Genomic DNA, 4241 nt, shown 5'->3' on the forward strand with positions numbered 1-4241 from the left:
AGCGCGCAACACGATCCAGCCGATGAAAACCCCGTTGGCGCACAGCAGGCACATGGTCGCCAGTGATCCAAGGTCTTTGGCGTCACGGGCAAACACCTCCCAATTGGGGGCAAGGTGATCGACAAGGCATTCGATTGCTGTATTCAGCGCCTCGACCGCGACCAGAACGAAAAACAAAATCAACAAGACGCAATATTCGGCAAAGCTGGCACCTGCCAACCACAGCACGATACCGCATAAGGGCAGCGCCAGTGTGATATGCCGGAACGCGGTTTCCTGCCACAGGCGGCGCACACCGCCAATGGAATATCCGGTGGCCGCAAAGAAATGCGCAACGCCCGTGATGCGGTCGGGTTTGGGACGGGGCGTTTTGGCCCCTGAGGTATGAAGCGTCATTTCTGGACCAGTTTCATGTTTGAGCGGCAAGATGCAAATATATCCAAGGCTGAATCTTTCTCGCTGGTTTGGATGTCCATCATACCCAAAAGGGAATGGAACAGATTGTCATGGGACAATGTAGTGTCTTTTTGATCCACAAGGCAGGCCTGATCAATCTCGAACTGTTCTTGGAACGCTTGGGACAGCCACAAGATCATCGGCACTTTGGTTTGATAAGCGGGGGCCATGAAGTAGGGCGATCCATGCAGGTACAGCCCCCCCTCGCCCAAGGATTCACCGTGGTCAGACACATAAACCAAGGCGGTAGACAGGTGGGTTTGCCCGTTCAGAAATTCGATCGTTTGCGCAAGAATTTCATCGGTATACGCGATGGTATTGTCATATGAATTGGCGATTTCGCCCGCCGTGCAATTCTTGAATTCAGCCGTGCGACAGGCCGGTTTAAACCGTTCGAATTCATCGGGGTAGCGCAAGTAATAGGTGGGTCCGTGACTGCCGATGTGGTGCAGCACCAGCACGGTGTCTCGGGTGATGGTCTGTGCGTACTCGGCAAGGGCGCGCATGAACACCCCATCGGTACATTCGCCCGAGGTGCAAAACTCTGCGCCGTCTGCGGCCGTCATCATACGGCTGCCGACCCTGTCGGCGATGCCCTTGTGGCCGGTGTTGTTGTCCCACCATTCGACATGCAGACCGGCGTGATCAAAGATATCAAGGACATTTTGATGCGAGATGCCTTTTTCATAAGAATACGCATCGCGCGTGAATTTCGAGAACATACATGGCAATGAAACTGCCGTCGCAGTGCCACATGAATTCACATCGGCAAAGCTGATCACCGGCAATTGTGCCAGACGAGGATTGGTATCCTTTTCATACCCGTTCAGGCTGAAATTCTGAGACCGCGCAGTTTCGCCTGCCACCACGATGGTAAGCACTGGTTTGCGATCTGCAGCGTACGCCGCCCCCTTGGTGGCGTCTTCACCAATTGCGACAACCTTCAGGTTGGCTGTGCGCGTCATCAGCTTTGCATAACGTATTGCACTGACCAACGGCATACCGGGCTGATAGCTGCCCATAAGGTCCTTGCGTTCGCGCAGGATCGACGAATAGCTTTTCAAATCCGCCATCAGCAAACCGGCAGCCAACGCCATGCTGACACCAAAAGTGAGTACCGGCACGGCAACTGATCTCACCAGACCGTGGCGCTTGATCTTGACGCAGGCAATCACCGCAGCCGGAAGTACGCCATAAAGAACAACATGGGTCACAAACCCGACTGTGACCAGATGTTTGGATTCCGCCACGGTGGTCACCATGACATTCTGGATCATATCGCGGTCAATCACGACACCCAGACGGTCCATGTAATAGGACGTGACCGCGCTTAGAATGACGATGAACATCAAAAACGGCTTTACCGTCCAGACAAAGCCGAAAAGGCTGAATGCCGCGACTGTCAGGAAATAGACCGCCAGCAAGAACCCGGCAAAGGACAGCGGATGGCCGTGAAATATAGAGCCGCCAAGAGACCAGAATGTGGTGTTATCCACGGAAAACAAAAACAAAACCGTCAGCAATATCAAGCCAAAAGGCGATATTTTGTGCGCGCTGAAAAAGGTGAAAAACTGCGTCTTAAGGTTGGTCAGTAAGGTCATCGGACAAATCTGGATTGTTTCTTCCAGCTTCCATAAACATGCCAACCTTACGCGAACCTTACCTGAATCCCCGACAGCCAGTCCCAGCCTGATCAGGTTCGGTAGCGTTCCGTCGCAAGTCGTGTGATTTCGGTTGCGGTTGCGGTCCACCCCAAGCGGTCCAGACCGGACATACCTTTGTCCAGCCCCTGAGCATTCACTACTTTAACATGAATCGGGCGGCGTTGTGTGTCCTAGATTACAGAGCCACGAGGCGAAAAGAGTCATATTTTTTGTTAAGACTTCGATAAAAACGTCCAGCGTTTTTGGTCTACCCCAAATTATCTTTTGCCAAAAGGATTGTTCATGACCCGTATAGACGAACAGTTGGCCGCCGCCTGCCACGACGGCCTTAACTTGGAATTCTTCTGCCCTGAACTTGACGGAAACGTCATCGTTCATGCGGGTCCGACGGGATTTGGAACATTTGACGCTGGCGGGTGCCTGGCCGGGCACAGCCACGGTGATCACAAGCTTAAGATGGCGAATTTTCAACAATACTGGTTCAAAAATTGCAGTTTGAAATATCACGGGGTTTTGGCGCGCGACGAACAAGACGTCATGGGAGAAGAAAAATTCGGCGCGGCAACGCCCTTTTCCACCCTGACCGCCAAGGCCTGGTACAGGCTGTCTTTTGGCGTTACGGATCCGGAAAAGGAATATTTCCCCGGCTATCTGCCGATTGACGTCGCCCAGTTTTATGGCTTTCCCACAGATTTACGCGGTGCGGGACAGTCGGTCGCGATTATCTCTCTTGGTGGTAAAATCGACGTGGAAGAGGTGGCCAATGACTTTGCGAAACTGGGCATTCATCCCCTGCCCAAAGTCGCCGTGATCGATGTTGATACGATACCCCCCGAGCAAGACAAACACCCCACCACCGAAACCCATCTGGACATCGAAGTTATCGGCAGCATTTGCCCACGGGCAAAAATCAACGTCTATCGCGGGTCAAACCCCGATGGGTTCGGTCCTGCCATCGAACGCGCGATCAAGGACAAAAATACGGTCATCTCGATTTCCTGGGGAAGCAGCGAGACACCGGGCTGCAAAACCTCTGCCGTTGAAGCCGCTTTGGAAAAGGCCGTTCTGGCAGGCGTGACGGTGTGTGCCGCAGCCGGTGACAACGGTTCGGCGGATCGCCGCACCCCGACGGCCAACCTTGCCTATGTGGATTATCCGGCCAGCAGCCCCAATGTGCTGGCCTGCGGCGGCACGCAGATCAATTATATCGATGGCACGAAAACCGAGGTGGTCTGGAACAACACCGAAAAAGGCGGCGGTGCCACGGGGGGCGGCGTCAGCACGGTCTTTGGCATCCCCAAGTGGCAAACCGCGCAGGGTATTTCCATCCCCTCGGCCAATGACGGCAAATCAACCGGCCGCGTCGTGCCTGATGTGGCATCATTGGCCGCGGCTGGCGATTGGGATATCTACAAAACCGGCGGGACAAAAATGGGCATTGGCGGAACAAGCGCCGTCGCCCCGATGTGGGCGGCGCTGATTGTACTGGCCAATGAAAAACGTAGCCGGGCCAAGCCGTCCAAAGGCAGTCTGGGCTTTATCAATGGCCAACTCTACCAACTGGCGGCCAAGGGCGGCTATTTCAAAAATATCCTTCACGGTGACAATCGCTCCACCCCGAATTACCCGGGGTATCGGGCGGAGCCTGGGTATGACGCCTGCACAGGCTGGGGCAGCCCCGTTGCCGCCAAACTGATTGACGCATTGGGCGCATTGCCCGAACAAATCCGGATGGGCGGCGGTGGCCATCATCATGTGATCATCGAAGACGTGCATCTTGTGGCATTGAACACAAACGTGGTTGGCGGCGTTGGCGCTGGCCCCAACTTTCCCGCCCCCGACATGCGCGGCGGTTTTTCCAACACACCGTGCAGTCCGACCGCCCCAAGCTGGAGACTTTGCAGCCCCGGCATCAGCATCGACTATACATGCAGCAACTGCGGAAAATCCCCGATCATCAACAAGGGCATGGTCAACAATGTAAACGCTTTTGATCTGGTGCATGGCAACACCTGCCCCGGGTGCCATCACAAGCTGAAGCTGACCGATTACACGGCCTATTGGGCTTATAAGTGCCGATTCCGCTATGACGGCGTTCTGGTCGCCGACGAAGTTGAATTG

Annotated in this window: 3 protein-coding genes; 1 reads left to right on the forward strand and 2 read right to left on the reverse strand. The window is 54.7% G+C overall.

The window, feature by feature from the left end:
• Both ABYT07_RS19350 and ABYT07_RS19355 read right to left on the reverse strand, forming a co-directional pair.
• Nucleotides 1-396, reverse strand: a 396-nt coding sequence (locus ABYT07_RS19350) for a diacylglycerol kinase (protein WP_372993653.1), incomplete at its 3' end; no start/stop codon positions are given.
• Nucleotides 393-2057: a phosphoethanolamine transferase gene (locus ABYT07_RS19355; RefSeq protein ID WP_372993654.1), complete on the reverse strand. Its 1665-nt coding sequence runs from the start codon at nucleotides 2055-2057 to the stop codon at nucleotides 393-395. The genes ABYT07_RS19355 and ABYT07_RS19350, both read right to left, overlap by 4 nt.
• Nucleotides 2058-2402: 345 nt before the next feature.
• On the opposite strand from ABYT07_RS19355, the gene ABYT07_RS19360 reads away from it, so the two are divergent.
• Nucleotides 2403-4241 (forward strand): S8 family serine peptidase (locus ABYT07_RS19360; RefSeq protein ID WP_372993655.1); only part of this gene is annotated, 1839 nt, incomplete at its 3' end.

The organism is Sulfitobacter sp. (assembly GCF_041552635.1).
GTDB lineage: Bacteria > Pseudomonadota > Alphaproteobacteria > Rhodobacterales > Rhodobacteraceae > Sulfitobacter.